Annotated in this window: 18 protein-coding genes and 2 pseudogenes; 8 read left to right on the top strand and 12 right to left on the bottom strand. The window is 69.1% G+C overall.

All coding sequences use genetic code 11. The features are described 5' to 3' along the window. Position 1 precedes the first annotated feature (1 nt). Entirely contained in the window at positions 2 to 943 is a 942-nt protein-coding gene (locus tag ACK59X_RS30460; RefSeq protein WP_409962526.1) for a threonine/serine dehydratase, read from the bottom strand. Positions 944 to 1,118: 175 nt separating this feature from the next. On the opposite strand from ACK59X_RS30460, the gene ACK59X_RS30455 reads away from it, so the two are divergent. Beyond that, positions 1,119 to 1,811: an HPP family protein gene (locus tag ACK59X_RS30455; protein WP_409962524.1), complete on the top strand. Its 693-nt coding sequence runs from the start codon at positions 1,119 to 1,121 to the stop codon at positions 1,809 to 1,811. An 18-nt stretch (positions 1,812 to 1,829) separates the two neighbouring features. Here ACK59X_RS30455 and ispH read toward each other — a convergent pair whose 3' ends face one another. Further along, entirely contained in the window at positions 1,830 to 2,825 is a 996-nt protein-coding gene (gene ispH / locus ACK59X_RS30450) for a 4-hydroxy-3-methylbut-2-enyl diphosphate reductase (protein ID WP_409962522.1), read from the bottom strand. Further along, positions 2,825 to 3,289: a peptidylprolyl isomerase gene (locus tag ACK59X_RS30445; RefSeq protein WP_409962520.1), complete on the bottom strand. Its 465-nt coding sequence runs from the start codon at positions 3,287 to 3,289 to the stop codon at positions 2,825 to 2,827. Before ACK59X_RS30445 ends, ispH begins: the two co-directional genes overlap by 1 nt. Positions 3,290 to 3,378: 89 nt before the next feature. On the opposite strand from ACK59X_RS30445, the gene radC reads away from it, so the two are divergent. From radC to ACK59X_RS30430, 3 genes are all read left to right on the top strand, one after another. Beyond that, positions 3,379 to 4,092, top strand: a complete 714-nt coding sequence (gene radC / locus ACK59X_RS30440) for a RadC family protein (RefSeq protein WP_409962518.1) — start codon at positions 3,379 to 3,381, stop codon at positions 4,090 to 4,092. 305 nt (positions 4,093 to 4,397) lie between these two features. After that, positions 4,398 to 5,042 (top strand): Smr/MutS family protein, encoded by a 645-nt coding sequence (locus ACK59X_RS30435; protein WP_409962572.1) that lies wholly within the window; start codon positions 4,398 to 4,400, stop codon positions 5,040 to 5,042. Between the two features lie 149 nt (positions 5,043 to 5,191). Next, positions 5,192 to 6,151, top strand: coding sequence for a Bug family tripartite tricarboxylate transporter substrate binding protein (locus ACK59X_RS30430; protein ID WP_409962516.1), 960 nt, complete (start codon positions 5,192 to 5,194; stop codon positions 6,149 to 6,151). 12 nt (positions 6,152 to 6,163) lie between these two features. Here ACK59X_RS30430 and ACK59X_RS30425 read toward each other — a convergent pair whose 3' ends face one another. The 3 genes and pseudogenes from ACK59X_RS30425 to ACK59X_RS30415 form a co-directional block, all read right to left on the bottom strand. Then, entirely contained in the window at positions 6,164 to 6,634 is a 471-nt protein-coding gene (locus tag ACK59X_RS30425) for a RidA family protein (protein WP_409962514.1), read from the bottom strand. 30 nt (positions 6,635 to 6,664) lie between these two features. Beyond that, positions 6,665 to 7,246 carry a hypothetical protein gene (locus ACK59X_RS30420; protein ID WP_409962512.1) on the bottom strand — a complete coding sequence of 194 codons (582 nt, stop codon included), beginning with the start codon at positions 7,244 to 7,246 and terminating at the stop codon, positions 6,665 to 6,667. 65 nt (positions 7,247 to 7,311) lie between these two features. After that, a pseudogene (locus ACK59X_RS30415) lies at positions 7,312 to 7,743 on the bottom strand (group II truncated hemoglobin). Between the two features lie 118 nt (positions 7,744 to 7,861). Here ACK59X_RS30415 and ACK59X_RS30410 point away from each other — a divergent pair. The 4 genes from ACK59X_RS30410 (at position 7,862) to ACK59X_RS30395 (ending at position 10,942) form a co-directional block, all read left to right on the top strand. Then, positions 7,862 to 8,689, top strand: a complete 828-nt coding sequence (locus tag ACK59X_RS30410) for an ABC transporter substrate-binding protein (protein ID WP_409962510.1) — start codon at positions 7,862 to 7,864, stop codon at positions 8,687 to 8,689. Between the two features lie 91 nt (positions 8,690 to 8,780). Next, positions 8,781 to 9,479, top strand: coding sequence for an amino acid ABC transporter permease (locus tag ACK59X_RS30405; RefSeq protein WP_409962570.1), 699 nt, complete (start codon positions 8,781 to 8,783; stop codon positions 9,477 to 9,479). A 9-nt stretch (positions 9,480 to 9,488) separates the two neighbouring features. Beyond that, complete coding sequence (locus ACK59X_RS30400; protein WP_409962509.1) at positions 9,489 to 10,202, top strand: amino acid ABC transporter permease; 714 nt, start codon at positions 9,489 to 9,491, stop codon at positions 10,200 to 10,202. After that, entirely contained in the window at positions 10,199 to 10,942 is a 744-nt protein-coding gene (locus ACK59X_RS30395) for an amino acid ABC transporter ATP-binding protein (RefSeq protein WP_409962507.1), read from the top strand. The genes ACK59X_RS30400 and ACK59X_RS30395 overlap by 4 nt, the downstream gene beginning before the upstream one ends. Positions 10,943 to 10,950: 8 nt before the next feature. Here the strand turns inward: ACK59X_RS30395 and ACK59X_RS30390 are convergent, their stop codons facing one another. From ACK59X_RS30390 to ACK59X_RS30365, 6 genes and pseudogenes are all read right to left on the bottom strand, one after another. Further along, complete coding sequence (locus ACK59X_RS30390) at positions 10,951 to 13,470, bottom strand: ABC transporter permease (protein WP_409962505.1); 2,520 nt, start codon at positions 13,468 to 13,470, stop codon at positions 10,951 to 10,953. Between the two features lie 85 nt (positions 13,471 to 13,555). Further along, entirely contained in the window at positions 13,556 to 15,124 is a 1,569-nt protein-coding gene (locus ACK59X_RS30385) for a C13 family peptidase (protein WP_409962503.1), read from the bottom strand. A 53-nt stretch (positions 15,125 to 15,177) separates the two neighbouring features. Next, positions 15,178 to 16,080 carry a formate dehydrogenase accessory sulfurtransferase FdhD gene (fdhD, locus tag ACK59X_RS30380; protein ID WP_409962501.1) on the bottom strand — a complete coding sequence of 301 codons (903 nt, stop codon included), beginning with the start codon at positions 16,078 to 16,080 and terminating at the stop codon, positions 15,178 to 15,180. After that, positions 16,077 to 16,370: a hypothetical protein gene (locus ACK59X_RS30375; RefSeq protein ID WP_409962499.1), complete on the bottom strand. Its 294-nt coding sequence runs from the start codon at positions 16,368 to 16,370 to the stop codon at positions 16,077 to 16,079. The genes fdhD and ACK59X_RS30375 overlap by 4 nt, the downstream gene beginning before the upstream one ends. A gap of 4 nt (positions 16,371 to 16,374) precedes the next feature. Next, the gene (locus tag ACK59X_RS30370) at positions 16,375 to 18,711 is read right to left on the bottom strand and encodes an FdhF/YdeP family oxidoreductase (RefSeq protein WP_409962497.1); all 2,337 of its coding nucleotides are present in this window, start codon (positions 18,709 to 18,711) and stop codon (positions 16,375 to 16,377) included. A gap of 162 nt (positions 18,712 to 18,873) precedes the next feature. Beyond that, a pseudogene (locus tag ACK59X_RS30365) lies at positions 18,874 to 19,397 on the bottom strand (MFS transporter); the annotation flags it as partial.

Genomic DNA, 19,397 nt, shown 5'->3' with positions numbered 1-19,397 from the left:
TTCAGGCAAGGCCTGCAGGATCGAAATTGGCGCCGCAGAGAATCATCGCGACGGTTTCCTGGGGTTGTGGCTTGTAGGCGCCGGTCTGCAACGCAGCGAGGCCCAGTGCAGCGGCCGGTTCCACAGCCAGCTTGAGCTCCTTCCACAGCCACTGCTGGGCCGAGCGGATGGCCTCGTCGGGCAAGAGCAGCGATTCATGCACATGGCGCTGGCTCACCTCCCAGCCGATGGCGCCGATGCGGCGCGCGCCCAGCGAATCGGCAGCGATGCCGCCGACTTCCACGTCCACCGGCATGCCGGCGGCACGGGCGGCGTGCAGTGTGGGGGCGCGTTCGGGCTCCAGCGCCACCACATGGGCGCGGCTTTCCACCCAGGCGGCCACGCCGCCGATCAGGCCACCGCCGCCCACGCTGACGAGCACGCTGTCGGGAAGGCGGCCGCCCTGCTCCTCGATCTCGGCGGCCAGGGTACCGGCGCCGGCCACCACCTCGGGCTGGTCGTAGGCATGGGCCTGCAGGGCGCCCGTGGTCTTCTGGCGCGCCACGCAGGCCTCGAAGGCCTCGGAATACACCGCGCCGGTGACGACCACGTCGGCCCCCAGGGAGCGCAGGCGGGCGCGCTTGGCCTCGGGCGAGACCTCGGGCACGTACACCTCGCAGCGCACGCCCAGGGCCTGGGCTGCGGCCGCCACGGCGATGCCGGCGTTGCCGCCGGAGGCGATGATGGCGCCGCTCTCGGGCACGGGGTTGGCCAGCAGGCGGTACAGCATGCCGCGCGCCTTGAAACTGCCGCCCACCTGCAGGTGTTCGAGCTTGAGCCAGACCTCGGCGCAGTCCACGCCCAGGGATCGGCCACTCAGGCGCAGCAATGGTGTGGTGCGCAGGAAGTCGGGGCGGGAAGCCAGCTGGGCGCGGGCGGCGGAAATGGCGGCGCGGTCAATCATGGGAGTGCGGGGCCAGGAAGGCCCGGTTCAGGACAGCTGGTGAGTGTAGATGCCCGGGACGGCCCGCTTATGGCACACACGGATACACCCTGGCCTGTGCCCCGGCCTTTTTTCTGCCGATAACATGGCCAAGGGCGACTGCAGGGGGCAGGCCGCCACAGAGGAGGTTGCAGGCATGTTCTTCGTATTCGGCCCTTCGGGGCAGATGTACCGCGGCGGGGCGGAAAACCTGGCCAGCATCGCGCCGGTGCGGCGCGTGCAGCGGCCGCAGGCCCTGCGCACCCGCTCGCTGGACGAGCAGGCGCAGCCCGAGGTGCTGCCCCAGCCCGGCAGCAGCACGGTGCAGCCAGTGAACCTGCGCCTGCAGGACGCCGTGAGCGCCTACGCCCAGACCGAACAAGGCCCGACGCAGGCGCGCAAGCCCCTGACCCTGGTGAGCGACGTGATGACGCAGGAGGCCCTGACCGTGCAGCCCGGCGCCCTGGTCAACGACGCCTGGCAGACGCTGGCCGAACACCATGTGGCGCAGGCACCGGTGGTGGATGCACAAGGCCGCGTGGTGGGCCTGCTGCTGCGCGCCGACATGGCGCCGCTGGACCTGCTGCCCGAGCCCGGTGCCGTGAAGCAAGCCATCGATCTGGCACGCCGGCCTGTCTCGGAGGTCATGGTGAGCCCGGTGCCCGCCGTAGCGGCGGATACGGAACTGCGCCGCGTGGCGGCCGTGTTGCTGGAAACCGGGCTGCCCGGCCTGCCGGTGGCAGACGAGGCGGGCCGCCTCACGGGCTTCATTTCGCGCACCGACATCCTGCGCGCGGTGGCGGCCGACCCGCCGCTCGACCTCTGGAGCGGGCCCGCCGTGGCGCTGTGAGCGCCTACTTATCTGGGTTCAATGTCCAGCCGGCCCTGTCTCGGGCTGGCGCTCCTTGATCTCGAAGCCGGTGGCGGCGTCGATCTTGAGGCCCTTGGGCAGCGGGAACTTGATGGTTTCCTCGATGCCGTTCATGCTGCGCACCGATACCGCCCCCAGCGCCTTGATGCGGTCGATGACCTGCCGGACCAGGATCTCGGGCGCCGAGGCACCGGCCGTGAGGCCCACGCGCGCCACACCGGTGAACCACTCGGCCTGCAGTTCTTCGGCACTGTCCACCATGTAGGCGGTAGTGCCCAGCTTGGCGGCCAGCTCGCGCAGGCGGTTGCTGTTGGAGCTGGTAGGACTGCCGACCACGATGACCAGGTCCACCTGGGGGCTCAGCACCTTGACGGCATCCTGCCGGTTCTGCGTGGCATAGCAGATGTCCTGGTGCTTGGGCTCACGCACCTGCGGGAAGCGCGCGCGCACGGCGGCCGAGATCTCGGCCGCGTCGTCCACGCTCAGCGTGGTCTGCGTGACCACGGCAAGCTTGCTTGTCTGCCCGGGCTGCACACGGGCCACATCGGCCACGTCTTCCACCAGGTGGATGCCGTGGTCGAGCTGGCCCATGGTGCCTTCCACCTCGGGGTGGCCCTTGTGGCCGATCATGATGAACTCGTAGCCTTCCTTGGCCAGCTTGGCCACTTCGACGTGCACCTTGCTCACCAGCGGGCAGGTCGCGTCGAAGATGGAGAAGCCGCGCGCCACGGCCTCCTCCTGCACGGCCTTGCTCACGCCATGGGCGCTGAAGACCAGGGTCGCGCCCGGCGGCACGTCAGACAATTCTTCGATGAAGATGGCGCCCTTGGCCTTAAGGTCGTTGACCACGTAGGTGTTGTGCACGATCTCGTGGCGCACGTAGATCGGGCGGCCGAACTTCTGCAGCGCACGTTCGACGATCTCGATGGCGCGGTCCACGCCGGCGCAAAAGCCGCGCGGCTCGGCCAGCAGGATTTCCTGGGGAGTCTGCATCAGAGGATTCCGATCACGTGCACTTCGAAGGTGACGGGCTGGCCGGCCAGCGGGTGGTTGAAGTCAAAGCGCACGGCACCGTCCTCGCGCACCTGCATCACCGCACCGGCATAGCTTCCCATGCCGTCGGGGGTGGGGAACTGCACCACGTCGCCGGGGCTGTATTGCTCGTCGGCACTGCCCAGGTCGCTGAGCAGCTTTTTCGCCACCCACTGCTGCATGTCGGGGTTGCGCTCGCCGAAGGCCGCACCCGCAGGCAGCTCGAAGGTGGCGCGCGTGCCTTCCACCAGGCCCAGCAAATGCTGCTCCATGGCGGGCGACAGCTCGCCCGTGCCCAGCGACAGCGTGGCCGGTTTGTCGGCAAAGGTGTTGATCACATCCCCCGCCGGACCTGCCAGGCGATAGTGCAGCGTGAGAAAGGAGCCCGGCTGTACGGTGGGAAGGGCTGTGGCGGTAGAGGTCATGAAAGTCCCGATAAACTGGCCCCTATTGTAGAAAAACGGGCAATCCCCCATGGCTGGGTGCCCGAGAGCCCCCTAACCCTCTGCACGCCATGGCCATCAAAGACCTCCCCCCGGACGCCCAGCCGCGCGAAAAACTGCTCGCGCGCGGCCCTGCCGCGCTGGCCGACGCGGAGCTGCTGGCCATCCTGCTGCGCACCGGCATCGTGGGCAAAGGCGTGCTGCAGATGGCGCAGGAGCTGCTCGACCCACCGGCGCTCGATGCCGCCACCGGCAAGCTCACGGGCGGTTTTGGCGGCATCGCTGGCCTCCTGCACGCCAGTGCGGATGATCTCATCCGAATCAAGGGCCTCGGCCCCGCCAAGCGCGCCGAACTGGTGGCCGTGCTGGAGCTGGCACGCCGCGCCCTGGCCCAGCAGTTGCGCGAGCGCGAGGTGTTCGACTCGCCCGACACCGTCAAGCACTACCTGCAGCTGCACCTGGCGGCCAAAGGGCACGAGGTGTTCGCCGTGCTCTTTCTGGACAACCAGAACCGCCTCTTGGCGCTCGAAGAACTGTTCCGTGGCACGCTGACCCAGGCCAGCGTCTACCCGCGCGAGGTGGTGCTGCGCGCCCTGCACCACCAGGCCGCGGTCGTGGTGCTGGCCAACAACCACCCCAGCGGCAGCGTGCAGCCCAGCCGCGCCGACGAGGCGCTGACCCAGACGCTCAAGACCACGCTGGCGCTGATCGACGTGCGCGTGCTCGACCATGTCATCGTAGCCCCTGGGCAGGCCCTGTCGATGGCCGAGAAGGGGCTGCTGTGACCAGCCCCGCTCCGCCGGCCCGTCCTCCCGCGCCGCCACCGCCTCCCCCGGCGCCGACCGCCCTGCAGTCGGCCCTGGCCCGTGCCGCCGGCAAGGACGCACTGCCCCCCAATCTGGCAGCGGCGCTGCCCGCGCCGGTACCACCAACGCCCACGCGCTCGGCACGGCGGGCATCCGCCGCCGCCTGGCTGGCTGCGGCACGCCCGGCCCTCGCCCCCCGGCCACCCGCCGCAGCGCCTGCAGCACCCGCAACAGCCAAGCCTCCGCGGCGCGCCCCCCCCGCCCCACGACCTGCCAGCCAGCGCATCACCGACCTGCAGGAACTGGCCACCGTGGCCCGCCAGCTGCGCGAGCAGCACGAGCGCGAACAGGCCGAGGAAAAAGCCCGGCGCGAGGCCGCCGCCCGGGCGGAAGCCGAGCAACAGCTGTTCAGCCGCAGCGTAGGCCCCATTACCCCGCTGCGCGTGCGCAACCTGGCGCGCCTGCAGCGCCGCCCGCCCCAGCCGCTGCCGCTGCAGCACTGGCTGGACGAGGAGCGCGTGCTGCTCGAATCCATCAGCGACGATTTCGACGTGAGCACCCTGCTGGACACCGACGAAGCGCTGAGCTACCGCCGCCACGGCATCGGCGTGCAGGTCACGCAGCGGTTGCGCTCGGGGTACTGGGCCATCCAGGGCCAACTGGATCTGCACGGCCTGCGCGTGGACGAGGCGCGCGAAGCCCTGGGCCAGTTCATCCGCCAGTCGCACAAGACCGGGCTGCGCTGCGTGCGCGTGGTGCACGGCAAGGGCCTGGGCTCCCCGGGCAAGAGCCCCGTGCTCAAGGGCCGGGTGCAGCGCTGGCTGGTGCAGAAGAACGAGGTGCTGGCCTTCGTGCAGGCCCGGCCCGTCGATGGCGGCGCGGGTGCGCTGCTGGTGCTGCTGCAGCCGGCGGGGCCGCGCCATTCCTGACCCTGACGCCTCGCTCTTAGATCTTTTGCAGCTAACGATCTGAAAAAAGGATCGTTCCCGTTTTGCAGAAGCGTCCCCAGAATCGCGGCCTTCCTCGACTCCTTTGCGAACCGGCCATGCGCGCTGCAGCTTCCCTCAAAACCCTCGCCGTGGCCCTTGCCACCGCCTGCCTGGCCCTCGCCGCGTCGGCCCAGCAGCCATCGCCGGCCGCGCCCTTTCCCACCAAGACCGTGCGCCTGACCGTGCACAACTCGCCCGGCAGCGCACCCGATGTGCTGGCGCGCTACCTCTCGCAGCGCCTGGCCGAACAGTGGAAGCAGCCCGTGGTGGTGGACAACCGCGGCGCGGCCGGCGGCATCGTCGCCGCCGATGCGCTGGCCAAGTCCCAACCTGACGGGCACAGCCTGCTGGTGGGCGGCGACGGGCCCATCACCATCCTGCCCAACCTGCAGCACAACCTGCCCTACAACGCCCAGCGCGACCTGGTGCCCGTGGTGTCGCTCGGCCATGTGGACTTCGTGCTCGTGGCCAACGCCAAGACGGGGTTCCGCAGCCTCGCAGACTTCGTGCGCGCCGCCAAGGCCGAACCGGGCCGCTACAGCTATGCCTCGGCCGGCAATGGCAGCGCGCTGCAGTTCAGCATGGAGCTGCTCAAGCAGCAGGCGGGCTTTTTCGCCACCCACATCCCCTACCGCGGCGGCCCGCTGGGCCTGCAGGACGTGGTGGCCGGCCAGGTGGAGGTGATGTTCGTGGCGTTGGGCCCGGCGCTGCCGCACATCCGCAGCGGCCGCGTGGTGGCCCTGGCCACCACGGGCGAAAAGCGCAACACGCTGCTGCCCGAGGTGCCCACGGTGGGCGAAACCTACCACGGCTACAGCTCGGGCACCTGGTTCGGCCTGTTCGCGCCGGCGAACACTCCGCAGCCCGTGCTCGACACTATTGCCGCCGACGCGGCGCGCATCGTGCAGACGCCGGCTGCGCGCGCCGAGCTGTCCGCGCAGGGCATCGACGCCACGGGTGCGCCGCAGCAGCAGTTTCAGCGCCAGGTGGCTGCGGAGTATGGGCGCTATGCGCAGATCGTGAAGACCGCAGGCATCAAGGCAGAGTGAAGCACCGCTGCGTCAGCCGGTGGTCGCGATGAGGTCCACCTCGACCGTCGCGTTCTTGGGCAACTGCAGCACCCCCACCGAGGTGCGGGTGTGCGCGCCCACCGGGCCGAGCACGCGGTAGAGCACTTCCGAGGCGCCATCGGCGACCTCGCTCTGCTGCGTGAAGCCCGGGGCCGACTGCACGTAGACGGTGATGCGCAGCACGGCGCTGACGGCATCGAGCGAGCCCAAGGCACGCTGCAGCAGCGCCAGCGCGCGCAGGGCACAGACCTTGGCGGCACGCTGCGCGTCCTGCAGCGAGGCATCGGCACCGGCCGCGCCGGTGACCACCACCGTATCGCCCACACGGGGGATCTGACCACTCAGGTAGAGGTGGCGGCCATCGCGCACCAGCGGCACGTAGTTGCCACCGATCTTGATCTCGCCGTCGAAGCTGGAGCCCAGCGCCCGGGCCTCCTGTGCAAAGCGTTCATCGCAGGACATGGAAAAGAATTCTCCGGGGGTTGAAGAGGCTCATTCGGGTACGACCGCACCCTCGAAGCCCAATGACATGGGCTGCTTGAAATCGCCCGTATTGCCCATGCCCACCGGCAGGAGGCGCAGGTTGCGCGCGCTGAAATACAGGTAGCCATTGACCTTGGACAGCGTGACCGTGCCGGCCTTGTCGGCGCTCTGCCAGCCCAGGAGCTTGCCGCCCGACGCGTCGGCCAGCGAAACCCGCACCTTCTTCTGTGCCGGATCCGGCTTGGCCGCCACCTCATAGGCACCCGGCGCGGGTCGGTCGGTGCCGAAATCCACCTCGACCAATTGCAACTGCGCGTTGGTGGCAAACACGAAGGCCTTGGGGGTGGAGAGGTAGGTGAGCCCGGTCTTGAAGGCGTAGCGGGTCTTGGCGGCGTTTGCCACCTCGGCCCGCACCTCGCCGAAGTTGTGCCAGCCATTCGGGCCCGCGTAGAGCTTGCTCTTGGGGTTGGTGAAGCGGTCGTCCGATGCCGGCGGCACGTTGCTCCAGGTATCAGCCGCGGCGGGTGCCGGCTGGGCATGCGACAGGGCACAGGCCAGCAGGCTGGCGGCAAGCACAAGGGAAGGCTTCATGGCGCAGGTTCCTCCAGTGGAATGGACAAGCGCAGTATGCCTGTGGGCGCAGGCCCGGCCCCCGCTCACATCAGCTTCTTGGCCACCAGGAGCTGGTTGACCATCCAGTCGGCCGTGCCCGTGAAACTTTCGCGCAGCCGCGTGCGCAATGCCTCGGGCACGCCCGTCTCGCCCATGGCCTGGTCCATGCAGGCCACCCACTGCCGGCTCTCCAGGGGACCGATGGCAAAGGGCATGTGGCGCGCGCGCAGGCGCGGGTGGCCGAACTGGTCGGTGTAGTACGACGGGCCACCGAGCCAGCCGCACAGGAACCAGAACAGCTTTTGCCGCGCGCTGGCGAGGTCTATGCCATGAGCGGCGCGCAGCGCGGCTTAGCCGGGCTCAAGGTCCATCAGGTCGTAGAAGCGCTCGACCAGGGCGCGCACGCGCTCTTCGCCGCCGATCCATTCGAAGGGTGTGGTGGCGGAGGTGGTGTTTTCGGGGGTGTCGTCGTCCATGGGGTCACAGTCTGCGCCAAGCACGTTTGGCGAGTTTGATTATAAGAAATGCGATGTTCATATCTCCCGGTTGGAAGCGTAGCCTTCAGTCTTCAACAAGTCTGGAGAGAGAGAAATCATGCGCATCCGTTTCATTGCATCCCTGGCCGCCGCCGCGTTCGCCCTTGCGGGCACCGCCCACGCCGACCAGCTGGCAGACATCAAGAAAAAGGGCGAGCTCGTTGTCGGCGTGCTGGGCACCGACGAGCCCAACAGCTTCATCGACCCCAAGACGCGCGAGCTGATCGGCTACGACGTGGACCTGGGCAAGGCCATCGCCAAGAAGATCGGCGTCAAGCCCGTGTTCAAGCAGCTGGCCGTGGCAGCGCGCATCCCCGAGCTGCAGCAGGGGCACGTGGACATCCTGGCCGCCTCGCTCACCCACAACAAGGAGCGCGAGGCGCAGATCGACTTTTCGCTCACCACCTTCGTCACGGGCCAGAAGGTGCTGGTCAAGAAGGCCAGCGGCATCAAGGACGTGGTCGACCTGGCGGGCAAGCGCGTGGTCACCGTCAAGGGCGGCACGCAGGAGCCCAATGTGCGCAAGGCCGTGCCCACCGTGGAGGTGGTGACCTTCGAGACCACGCAGCAGGCCTTCCTGGCGCTGCAGCAGGGCAAGGGCGTGGGCTATGTGAACGACGAGTCCTCGCTGATCGACGACTTCGGCAAGCTCGGTGCGCGCAACAAGGACTACGCCATCCTGCCCACCAACCTGAGCGTGGAGCCGCTGGCCCTCGGCATCAAGAAGGGTGAAACCGCCGTGAAATCCATTGTGGACGACACGCTGCGCGACCTGGAGAAGTCGGGCGAGGCCGAGAAGATCTACTTCAAGTGGTACGGCCCGAACACCAAGATCAAGTTCACGACCCGTCCATTCAAGTTCGAGTCGGACAAGATCGACGGTTGATGGCAAGGCCGCCGAGGGCTGGCAGGAGGGTCGGCGCTCCATTGGTGCGCGCTGCCCCCCCTTGCTGCGGCCTTCTGAATGACTGGCATGCATTCCCGTGTTTGACTATTCCCTGCTGCTGAGCGGCCAGTACCACCACATGATGGTGGGTGGCCTGCTGCTGTCGCTGCAGCTTCTGGCCGCCTCGCTGCTGGCGGCCCTGCCCATCGCCCTGGTCGTGGCCCTGCTGCGCCTGGCGCCGGTGGCCCCTTTGCGCTGGGCGGGTTTCGTCTTCATCGAAGGCATCCGCAACGTGCCGCTGCTGGCGCACATGCTGTTCTGGTACTTCGGCGCACCCGAGTTGCTGCCCGAGGCGGCCAGGCAATGGCTCTATGACAGCGGACATGCCGAGGCGGCAGCGGCCATCGTGGCGCTGGCGCTCTACACCGCGGCCTTCATGGCCGAGGACATCCGCAGCGGCATCCGCGCGGTGCCGGCGGTGCAGATGGAAGCTGGCCGCGCCCTGGGCTTCGGCTTCCTGGCCACCATGCGCCGCGTGGTGCTGCCCCAGTCGCTGCGCGTGACCGTGCCGCCGCTGATCTCCCAGGCGCTCAACCTCTGGAAGAACACCTCGATCGCCACCGTGATCGGCGTGGCCGAGCTGATGTACCAGGCCGCCAAGGTGGAGAGCGCCACCTTCCGCAGCGTGGAGGCGTTCGCCTTTGCGAGCGCGGCCTACCTCACGGTGTCGCTGCTCATCACGGGGCTGGCCAGCTGGTACCACCACCGTTACCCCGTACGCTTGATCTGATCCCCTGGCATGCTGGAACTCATCGACACCTACTGGCTGTACTTCCTGGTCGGCCAATACCCCAATGGCCCCCTCGGCGGCCTGGCGCTCACGCTGCTGCTGGCGGCCGGCGCCCTGCTGCTGGCACTGCCGCTGGGCATTCTGTTCGGCCTGGCGCGCGTGAGCCCCTGGCGCGCCGTGCGCTGGCCGGTCACGGCCCTGGTCTTCGTGGTGCGCGGCACGCCGCTGTTGATGGTGATCTTCTGGGCCTATTTCTTCCTGCCCAGCGTGACGGGGGTGAAGACCGGCCAGTTCACCACCATGCTGCTGGCCCTGGTCATCTTCAATGCGGCCTACCTGGCCGAGATCGTGCGCGCCGGCATCCTCGGTGTGCCGCGCGGGCAGATGGAGTGCGCGCGCGCCCTGGGCCTGACCTACCCGCGCGCCATGCGCCTGGTGGTGCTGCCACAGGCACTGCGCAGCATGCTGCCTTCGCTCATCAACCAGTTCGTCTCGACCATCAAGGAGACCTCGCTGGGCTACAGCATCGGCCTCACCGAAGTCTCCTTCATCGCCACCCAGATCAACAGCCAGGTCTTCATCCGGCCGGCCGAGGTCTTCGGCATCCTGGGCCTGACCTACTTCATGCTGTGCTTCGGCCTGTCGCGCCTGGCCTACGGGCTGGAGCGCCGGCTGGCGCGGCGCGCAGCATCTCCTTCCCCCGCCAAGGCGCTCCCGACATGATCGAACTGCACGACGTCAACAAGTGGTACGGCAGCTACCACGCCCTGGTGGACGTGACCGAAACCATCGAGCAGGGCGAGGTGGTGGTGGTCTGCGGCCCCTCGGGCTCGGGCAAGTCCACGCTGATCCGCACGCTCAACCGGCTCGAACCCATCCAGGGTGGGCGCATCCTGATCGACGGTCACCACATCTACGGCCCCGACGTGAATGTGAACACGCTGCGCTCGCGCATCGGCTTCGTGTTCCAGCAGTTCAACCTGTTCCCGCACCTGTCGGTGCTCGGCAACTGCACGCTGGCGCCGATCCAGCTGCGCGGCCTCACGCGCCCGCAGGCCGAGCAGCGCGCCCTGGCCCTGCTCGATCGCGTGGGCCTGGCGCACAAGGCCCATGCCTGGCCCTCGGAACTGTCGGGAGGGCAACAGCAGCGCGTGGCCATCGCCCGCGCCCTGGCCATGGAGCCGCCGCTGATGCTGTTCGACGAACCCACGAGCGCCCTGGACCCCGAGATGGTGGGCGAGGTGCTGGTGGTCATGCGCGACCTGGCGCGTGACGGCATGACCATGGTCTGCGTGACGCACGAGATGGGCTTTGCCCGCGAGGTGGCCGACCGCGTGCTCTTCATGGACGAAGGCCGCGTGCTGGAGCGCGCCACGCCGGGTGAATTCTTCACCCGCCCGCAGCACCCGCGCGCGCAGCAGTTCCTCTCGGACATCCGCACGCCTTTTGCCAAGGCAGCATAGGCGCGGTGCTATTCCGCGGCGCTGCGCAGCGTCTCCACCACCGGGCGGCGCAGCACCTCGCGCAGGCCCCACCAGCCGGCTGCCAGGGCCAGCAGGGCACCGGCCACGGCACCCGCCAGCGGCACCCAGGGCGATGCCGTCCAGGTGAAGTCGAATACGAAGCGCGCCAGCGCCCAACCCACGACCACGGCCACCGTGCTTGCCAGGAAGCCCGCGAGCAGGCCCACGCCCATGAGCTCGGCGCGCTGCACCTGGCGCAGCAGGCTGGCGCGCGCGCCCACGGCACGCATGATGGCGAATTCGCGTGCGCGCTCCTCGCGCGTGGCGGTGACGGCCGCGAACAGCACCACCAGGCCGGCGGCCAGGGTGAAGGCGAAGAGGAACTCCACCGCGCGGATCACCTGGTCGAGCACGCGCTGCACCTGGGTGATGGTGGCGCCCATGTCCACATTGGTGATGTTGGGGAACTGGCGCACCAGCCCATTGTCGAAGCCCGCCTTGTCGGGCGCGCGGTAGGCAGCCAGGTAGGTGACGGCCACGCCCTCCAGGTGTTCCACCGGGTACATCACGAAGAAGTTGGCGCGCATGGAGCCCCAGTCCACCTTGCGCAGGCTGGTGATGCGCGCCTCGTTCTGCACGCCGCCGATGTCGAACTGCAGCACATCGCCCATCTTCAGGCCCAGTGTCTCGGCAATGCCCTCCTCCACGCTGATGGCGCCCTTCTCGTTCTCGGTCCACTGGCCGGCCACGATCTGGTTGTGGGGCGGCTGCTGCACCGCAGTGGAGAGGTTGAACTCCCGATCCACCAGGCGCTTGGCGCGGTCGTCGGTGTAGTCGGCCGGGCCCACGGCCTTGCCGTTCACGGCCAGCAGGCGGCCGCGGATCATGGGGTACCAGTCGTAGCGCTTGACCCCGCCGTCCTTGAGGCTTTGCTGGAAGGCATCGGCCTGCTCGGGCATCACGTTGATCACGAAGCGGTTGGGCGCATCGGGCGGCGTGGCCTGGCGCCAGCTGCTGATGAGGTCGGTGCGCAGCAGCACCAGCAGCACCAGTGCCAGCAGGCCCACGGCCAGGCTGCTGACCTGCACCACCGCATAGGCCGGGCGCGCGGAGATCTGGCGCGTGGCCAGCACCAGCCAGCGCGGCGCCGTGGCCTCGTTGACACTGCGGCGCAGCAGCTTCACCGCTACCCAGCTCAGGCCCGCGAACAGCGCCACGGCGCCGGCGAAGCCACCCACGGCAATCAGGCCCAGCTTGATGTCGCTGCTCACGGCCAGCAGCAGGGCGGCAAAGCCGGCCACGCCCACGCCCAGCACGGCCAGGGAGGCGGGCTTGAGCCCGCCCACGTCGCGCCGGATCACGCGCAGCGGCGGCACCTGGGCCAGTTGCAGCACGGGCGGCAGGCCGAAGGCGAACAGGAGCGTGAGCCCCATGCCCAGGCCGAAGGCCACGGGCCACAGGCTGGCGGCGGGCAGGGCCGATTCGACCAGGCCCGCCAGCAGCAGCACGAAGACGTAGTGCACCAGATAGCCCACGGCCACGCCCAGGGCGCTGGCGAAGAGGCCGATCATGGCGAACTCGGTGGTGTAGGCACCGGCAATGGTGCGCTGGCTCTGGCCCAGCACCCGCAGCATGGCCGAGGCATCGAGGTGGTCGGCGGCAAAGCCACGCGCGGCCAGCGCCACGGCCACGGCCGAGAGCAACGCTGCCAGCAGGGCCACCAGGCTCAGGAATTTCTGCGCCCGGTCCAGCGTCTGGCGCATCTCGGGGCGGCCGCTTTCGAGCGACTCCACGCGCACGCCATGCTGCTCGGGCTTCTGGGCCTCGGCCGTGGCCCACTCGCTGAAGGTCTTGACGGCGGCCTCGGGGCCGGCCACGGCAAAACGGTAGGTCACCCGGCTGGCGGGCTGCACCAGGCCGGTGGCGGGCACGTCGGCCGCGTTGAGCATGACGCGCGGCGAAAAGCTCATGAAGCCGCCGCCCCGGTCAGGCTCGAGCACGATGATGCGGGTGATGCGCAGCTGCGAATCACCGAGCAGCAGCATGTCGCCCATGGACAGGCCCAGCGATTCGAGCAGGGGTGCATCCAGCCAGACCTCGCCACGCGCAGGGATGTCGCGCGTGGTCTGCTCGGCCGCGCCCGGGCCCACGGCCACCGTGAGGGTGCCGCGCAGCGGGTAGCCTGGCTGCACACTTTTCAAGGCCACCAGCTTGCTGGCACCGCCCTTGTCGTCGCTGGCCCGCCCCATGGTGGGGAAGCCCATGGTCGTCACGCTCTGCAGGCCCAGTGCCTTGGCGCGCTCGGCAAAGACCGCCGGGGTCGGATTGTCGCTGGCCACCACGGCGTCGCCGCCCAGCAGTTGCAGGGCGTCGCGCTGCAGGCCGCCCTGCAGGCGGTCGGCGAAAAAGCCCACGGAGGTGAGAGCGGCGACGGCCAGGGTCACTGCCACGACCAAGAGGCGCAGCTCGCCCGCGCGCAGGTCGCGCAGCAGGGTACGCCAGCCCAGGCGGATAAAAGAGAGGTTCATGGGCGTGACATTAGCGCAAAAGGCCGCCAATCCACGGCAATGCAACATTTCCAGCCCGCATGAAGGCCTTTTCAGGCCTTCCCGGCTATCGGGGCGCTGCGTTCAGGCGTTCTTCCAGGCTCTTGAGCACGGAGGCGATCTCGGCGCCCACGCGGATCTGCGGGTTGGAAAACCCATCGTTCTTGCCCGCCTCCACCTCGCGCTGCTGGATCAGGGGCACGGCCTTCTTGAACGCTTCCTCGAAGGAGTGCGTGCTGCGCAGCTGCTCGTCGAACACCGCGCGGCCGAAGAAGGTCAGTTCCGACAGGGCGCCGCAGCCATAGGAGGTGTGGGTCGCGTCGGCCGCCGTCATGATCAGGGTGGACGGGTTGGCCAGCGTGTCGATCCAGCCGCCCGAGTAGCAGGCCGAGATGGCGACTACGCGGTGGCGTATGCCAGCCCCATCCAGCGCCTCGCGCAGCATCTCGGGGCTGATGGGCGGCACCTCCAGCGGCCAGTGCGAGGCCGCGAGCTGGTGGTTCTGGGCGCCGTGCGAGGTCATGTAGACCACGAGCACGTCGTTGTCCTTGTCCATTCGCGCGGCCAGGGCGTTCACCGCGTCCTCCAGGTTCTCGGGCGTGGCCCAGACATGGGTGTCCGCCGTTTCCGCATGGTTGAGCAGGTGCAGCACCCGGCCCTGCGCGTCGAAGGGTTCCTCCAGCAGCTTGGCGACCATGCTGCTCTCGCGCCGGAACACGTTCTCGCGCGCGTAGGGGGCGAAGACCAGGCCATAGACATCGGTCACGCCGGGGCGCTCGGCGGCCAGGGCCTCGGCCTGCTGCTGCATCAGCGCCTGCTGGGCCTCGAAGACGGCCTGCGACAGCCGCAGCCGTGCCGGCCGAGGCCCATCTTCCGCAGGGGCCGCCGCCCAGGACTGGAGCGGAACATAGGTCATGCCGGCGCCGGTCACGGCCAGCAGCACCGCCATGAACACGGCGGTACGCGCCCAGGATCGGGCAAAGCGCGCCATCAGCACGGCATGGGCGAGCATGTACGCAAGCATCATGGCGCCATAGATGCCCCAGAAGGCCCAGTAACCCACGCCCGTGGACCACCACGCAGGCCGGTGCGCCCCCAGCGCCATGAGCCCGTAGACGACGAGCGCCGCGGGCAACACGGCCACCGTGGACAGCACCAGCCAGGCCGCGAGCCCGCCCGCAGGCCGCTCTCCATCGGCCAGCGGCGCTGCCGGGGGCACGGCCCACCAGGCGGCGCCGACCAGCACCAGCATGGCCCACCAGTGCGACAGCCAGTTCCCCAGCTGGAAAACGGCCGGGCCGGGAGTGTGCAGGCGCTCCAGGCCCACCAGCAGCGCGCTGCACAGCAGCACCAGCACCAAGGCCTGCAGCGGCGTGGGCAGGGCAGCGCCCGTGCGGGGCTGCTTCAGGAGCGCTGCGCGCAGGCCTTCGGCCACCCAGCCGGCCCAGGCCAGCCGCGCGGGCTGGGCAGGGGGCACGGCAGGTGCCGGTTGCAGAGCGGGATCTTCGGGTGCCGGGGCGCCGGGCTGGGGTTCCACGGAGGTGCGGTGGGTTTCCGGCACCTCGTCGAGGTCGTAGGGCCCGAACTGGCTTGGCAGGGTGTCCGGCCAGACATGGGTGGATTGGCGGTCGCGCATGGCCCGATCATGCCATCGGCACGCGGCAGGCCCATGTCAAAAATGCCGTACGGCTACAGGGCGGGCAGGCCCGATGCGTAGAGCACGCCGCGCGGCGCGCGGCACAGGCCCCACAGGCGCAGCCCGGCCAGCTCGGCCACCTGCACGCCGGTGGCGGTGGGGGCCGAAATGGTGGCCAGCGCCGAGAGGCCCACGCGCGCGCATTTGCGCACCAGCTCGTGGCTGCCCCGGCTGCTGAGCACCACGAAGCCCGGCTCCCCAAGCCGCCCCGTGCGCGACAGCCAGCCGATGAGCTTGTCCAGTGCGTTGTGCCGGCCCACGTCTTCGCAGACCTGGGCCAGGGTGCCGTCGAGCTGCGCCCAGCCGGCCGCATGCAGCGAGCCCGAAAGCGCGTTGTGCGGCTGCTGGTCGCGCAGCTGTCCCAGGGCATGCAGCGCCGTGGGCAGGTCCACCTGGGCAATCCAGTCGCGCGCCGGCAGCCGGGTGGGCGCCAGGTCCAGCGAGGCAAAGCTTTCCACGCCACAGACGCCGCAGCCGGTGCGGCCCGCCATGCTGCGGCGCCGGTCCTTGAGGCGCTCGAAGCTGCGTGTGGAGATCTCCAGGTGCACCTCGACGCCCGGCACACCGGGGGGCAATTGGGCGGCGCCCGCATCGGCCAGACGCAGCGAGGTGCCACGGCAGTCCTCGGCACGGTCCAGGATGCCTTCGCTCAGCGCAAAGCCCAGGGCGAAGTCTTCCAGGTTCTCGGGGCTGGCCATCATCACGGCATGCGAGACACCGTTGAAGACCAGCGCCACAGGCGTCTCGGCCGCCAGGGTGTCGGCGCGCAGGCTTCCCGCTGTGGGGGCACCCGCCTCGCCGAACACGCGCACCGGCCGCTGCGCCAGGGCGGAGAGTGCGCCCAGCCGTTGATCGAGGTCCGGGTCCGCGGGCGCGGTATCGATGCGGGCGTTCATGGCGCAGCCTCGGCCGCGGGCAGTTCCTGCGCGGCGGCAAGCCCCTGCTCGGTGATGTGCGCAGTCCAGCGGTCGTCGGCCTGCACCACGCGCACCCAGCCCGGCCCCTGCTGGCCGCCCACGGCGGCATCGCTCATGAGGGTGAGCTGGCGCATGAGCACGCTCGCCCCCTGGCCCAGGCGCTTGCCCAGGCGCGGCAGCGACATGCCCGCGCCCGACTCGCCGTGGGCCTGCGCCAGCGCGCGCAGGATGGCCCAGGCCAGCGGTTCCTGCTCGGGTGTGGTGGTCATCGGCTCACGGCGCCGTGGCCGCAGCAGCGGGGGACACCACCCCGTCCGGCAAGGCCACCAGATGGGGCACCAGCAGCACGGGGATGGACTTGGAGGTGGGCGTGCCTGCCGTATCGGCCACGGCCGACAGCGGCACCAGTGGATTGGTCTCGGGGTAGTAGGCAGCGATGTTGCCGCGCGGAATGTCGTAGGCCACGAGCTTGAAGCGGTCGGCCCGGCGCTCCTGGCCGTCGCTCCACACGGTCTGGATGTCGACCCAGTCGCCGTCCTTCATGCCCAGCGCGCGGATGTCCTTGTCGTTGATGAAGACCACGCGGCGCTGGCCATAGACGCCGCGGTAGCGGTCGTCCATGCCGTAGATGGTGGTGTTGTACTGGTCGTGCGAACGCGTGGTGAACAGCGTGAACACGATGGAGTCCTTGAAACGCTCGCGCGCCCGGTGCGATGGCGTGTCCAGCGGCACCACGGGTGCATGGAAGCTGGCCTTGCCCGAGGCCGTGGCCCACACGCGCTCGCTGGCCGTGTTGCGCAGGCGGAACCCGCCGGGCACGGCCACGCGCTTGTTGAAATCCTTGAAGTCGGGGAACACCTTCTCGATCTGGTCGCGGATGCGCGCGTAGTCCTCCACCAGCCACATCCAGGGCACGTTGCTGCGCGCGCCGATGGTGGCTGCCGCCAGGCGCGCCACGATGGCCGGCTCGGACAGCAGGTGCTCGGACGCGGGCGGGTTGATGCCCACGGAGATGTGCACCATGCTCATCGAGTCCTCCACCGTCACGCCCTGCGGTCCGGTGGCCTGCACGTCGATCTCGGTGCGGCCCAGGCAGGGCAGGATCAGCGCCTCCTTGCCGTGCACGATGTGGCTGCGGTTGAGCTTGGTGGTCACGTGCACCGTGAGGTCGCAGCGCTGCAGGGCCTTCCAGGTCTCGTAGGTATCGGGCGTGGCCGCGGCAAAGTTGCCGCCCAGCGCGAAGAACACCTTGCCCTGGCCCTTGAGCATGAGCTCGATGGCCTCCACCGTGTCCACACCGTTCTCGCGCGGCGGCTCGAAACCGAACACGTCGCGCAGCTTGTCGAGCAAGGCTACGGGGGGCTTTTCCCAGATGCCCATGGTGCGGTCGCCCTGCACGTTGCTGTGGCCGCGCACCGGGCAGGGGCCTGCGCCTTCGCGGCCGATGTTGCCGCGCATCATGAGCAGGCTCACGATGGCCTGGATGGTGGGCACCGAGTACTTGTGCTGTGTGATGCCCATGCCCCAGCAGGCGATGACGCTCTTAGCGCCGATGTAGATGTCTGCCGCGGAGCGGATCTGCTCCTCGGTCAGGCCCGACTCCTGCTCCAGCAGGGCCCAGGACTCGCTGCGCAGCTCATCCGCCATGGTGTCGAAACCGGTGGTGTGCTCGGCGATGAAGGCGTGGTCGAGCACGCCGCCGCGCGCTTCTTCCTGCTCCAGCACATGCTTCATCATGCCCTTGACGGCCGCCAGGTCGCCACCCACGCGCAGCTGGAAGTAGTGCGTGCTGATGGGGGTGGAGCCCAGCGTGGCCATTTCCAGCTTGTCCTGCGGGTCGGCAAAGCGCTCCAGCCCACGCTCGCGCAGGGGGTTGAAGCTCACGATGCGCGCGCCGCGCTTGTGCGCCTCGCGCAGTTCGCCCAGCATGCGCGGGTGGTTGGTGCCCGGGTTCTGGCCGAAGATGAAGATCGCGTCCGCGCACTCGAAGTCGTGCAGCGTCACCGTGCCCTTGCCCACGCCGATCTGCGGGCGCATGCCGCTGCCGCTGGGCTCGTGGCACATGTTCGAGCAGTCGGGGAAGTTGTTCGTGCCGTACTGGCGCACGAACAGCTGGTACAGGAAGGCCGCCTCGTTGCTCGCGCGGCCCGAGGTGTAGAAGATCGCCTGGTTGGGGTCTGGCAGCGCGTTCAGGTGGCGCGCGATGATGGCGAACGCATCGTCCCAGGAGATGGGGCGGTACTGGTCGCTGGGTGCGTGGTAGACCATGGGGTGGGTGAGTCGGCCCTGGTCTTCGAGCCAGAAGTCGCTCTGCCCCGCCAGCTCGGCCACGGTGTACTGGGCAAACAGCGCCGGGCCCGCGCGCCGGGCCGTTGCCTCAGCCGCCACGGCCTTGACGCCGTTCTCGCAGAACTCGAAGGTGGAGGCGTGGTTGCGGTCCGGCCAGGCGCAGCCCGGGCAGTCAAAGCCATCGGGCTGGTTGGCCGACAGCAGGGTCTTGGCACCCTTGATCGGAATGTCCTGGCGCAGCAGCGTGTTCTTCACGCTGTTGAGCGCACCCCAGCCACCGGCTGGGCCCTTGTAGAACTCGATCTTCTCTTCTTTCTTCATGGTCTACTGGGCAATGCCAACCGGTTGGATCACGACACACCCGCAGCGTTCCCCGGCCTGCAACTGCCGTCCAGGGAATCAGGAGGGCGAAGCGACGGCATGTGCTCCGCTGGCGGTGCGCAAGCGCCCGCCCCCGATCCCGTTGCTTGCGCTCCGTTTGCGTTACTGGAAGAACTTGGCCGCGCTCACCAAGGTCTTGTAGATACCCCAGATCAGTGGAATGCCCACCGCCAGCCAGGCGAAGGCCACCAGCGCGGGGCTGGTGGTGCCACCGCTGCCGGGGCCACCGCCCACTTCGGCCGCCACGCTCTTTTCGTGGGCCAGCTTCTTCTCGTGCGCCAGCTCCTCGTCGCTCATGAACCACTTGTCGGCCAGCGGGCGCACCATCAGGTTGGCGATCAGTCCGATGACCAGCATGCCCACCAGGATGTACATGGTCTGGTTGTACACCTGTTCGCGCGGCAGGCCCAGCCCCAATTGGTATTCACGCATGTAGTTCACGACCACCGGGCCCAGGATGCCCGCCGTGGCCCAGGCCGTCAGCAGGCGGCCATGGATGGCGCCTACGAACTGCGTGCCGAACAGGTCGGCCAGGTAGGCCGGCACCGTGGCGACGCCGCCGCCGTACATCGACAGGATGACGCAGAAGGCGCCCACGAACCGCAGCTTGCTGCCCGCGCCGGCGG

Origin of the sequence: Acidovorax sp. (assembly GCF_046339755.1) — a bacterium.
Lineage (GTDB): Bacteria > Pseudomonadota > Gammaproteobacteria > Burkholderiales > Burkholderiaceae_C > Acidovorax.
The sequence above is the reverse complement of the archived record's forward strand: the minus strand, read 5'-3'. Positions and strand labels throughout refer to the sequence as shown.

Bases quoted from the DNA above. Each gene is read 5' to 3' on its own strand.
- ACK59X_RS30460 (WP_409962526.1), bottom strand. From the start codon at position 943: ATGATTGACCGCGCCGCCATTTCCGCCGCCCGCGCCCAGCTGGCTTCC.
- ACK59X_RS30455 (WP_409962524.1), top strand. From the start codon at position 1,119: ATGTTCTTCGTATTCGGCCCTTCGGGGCAGATGTACCGCGGCGGGGCG.
- ispH (WP_409962522.1), bottom strand. From the start codon at position 2,825: ATGCAGACTCCCCAGGAAATCCTGCTGGCCGAGCCGCGCGGCTTTTGC.
- ACK59X_RS30445 (WP_409962520.1), bottom strand. From the start codon at position 3,289: ATGACCTCTACCGCCACAGCCCTTCCCACCGTACAGCCGGGCTCCTTT.
- radC (WP_409962518.1), top strand. From the start codon at position 3,379: ATGGCCATCAAAGACCTCCCCCCGGACGCCCAGCCGCGCGAAAAACTG.
- ACK59X_RS30425 (WP_409962514.1), bottom strand. From the start codon at position 6,634: ATGTCCTGCGATGAACGCTTTGCACAGGAGGCCCGGGCGCTGGGCTCC.
- ACK59X_RS30420 (WP_409962512.1), bottom strand. From the start codon at position 7,246: ATGAAGCCTTCCCTTGTGCTTGCCGCCAGCCTGCTGGCCTGTGCCCTG.
- ACK59X_RS30410 (WP_409962510.1), top strand. From the start codon at position 7,862: ATGCGCATCCGTTTCATTGCATCCCTGGCCGCCGCCGCGTTCGCCCTT.
- ACK59X_RS30400 (WP_409962509.1), top strand. From the start codon at position 9,489: ATGCTGGAACTCATCGACACCTACTGGCTGTACTTCCTGGTCGGCCAA.
- ACK59X_RS30395 (WP_409962507.1), top strand. From the start codon at position 10,199: ATGATCGAACTGCACGACGTCAACAAGTGGTACGGCAGCTACCACGCC.
- ACK59X_RS30390 (WP_409962505.1), bottom strand. From the start codon at position 13,470: ATGAACCTCTCTTTTATCCGCCTGGGCTGGCGTACCCTGCTGCGCGAC.
- ACK59X_RS30385 (WP_409962503.1), bottom strand. From the start codon at position 15,124: ATGCGCGACCGCCAATCCACCCATGTCTGGCCGGACACCCTGCCAAGC.
- fdhD (WP_409962501.1), bottom strand. From the start codon at position 16,080: ATGAACGCCCGCATCGATACCGCGCCCGCGGACCCGGACCTCGATCAA.
- ACK59X_RS30375 (WP_409962499.1), bottom strand. From the start codon at position 16,370: ATGACCACCACACCCGAGCAGGAACCGCTGGCCTGGGCCATCCTGCGC.
- ACK59X_RS30370 (WP_409962497.1), bottom strand. From the start codon at position 18,711: ATGAAGAAAGAAGAGAAGATCGAGTTCTACAAGGGCCCAGCCGGTGGC.